The 275-nt window shown below is 68.0% G+C and carries 1 pseudogene; it reads right to left on the bottom strand.

What is annotated here, in order from left to right:
- Window positions 1-248: pseudogene (locus RND78_RS28040) on the bottom strand (4-deoxy-4-formamido-L-arabinose-phosphoundecaprenol deformylase); the annotation flags it as partial.
- Window positions 249-275: the final 27 nt, after the last annotated feature.

Here is a 275-nt window from a genome sequence, read left to right as displayed (position 1 = left end):
CCCGGCCAGGCGGTGCCGGCCAGGAGGATGTCCCAGCCATAGAGGCTGGCGGCCTTGGACCTGAGCATCTTCCACAAAAAGGTGGGCTTCACCAGGCGCCACAGGTGGCGCCCCATGTTGTCCGGCCCGACGCTGAAGAAGAAGGTGGCCTTGACCCCGGCTTCGTCCAGCAGGTCGAGCAGCCGCGGTACCCCTTCGCGGGTGCCGCGATAGGTATCCACGTCGATGCGCAGGCTGGCCGGGATCACGGGGTTCATCACGCCTCCCGCTGGGCC

This window comes from Pseudomonas oryzihabitans (assembly GCF_032027545.1).
GTDB classification, from domain to species: domain Bacteria; phylum Pseudomonadota; class Gammaproteobacteria; order Pseudomonadales; family Pseudomonadaceae; genus Chryseomonas; species Chryseomonas oryzihabitans_F.
Note: the sequence above shows the minus strand (reverse complement) of the source record. Positions and strands in the feature narration are given on the sequence as shown.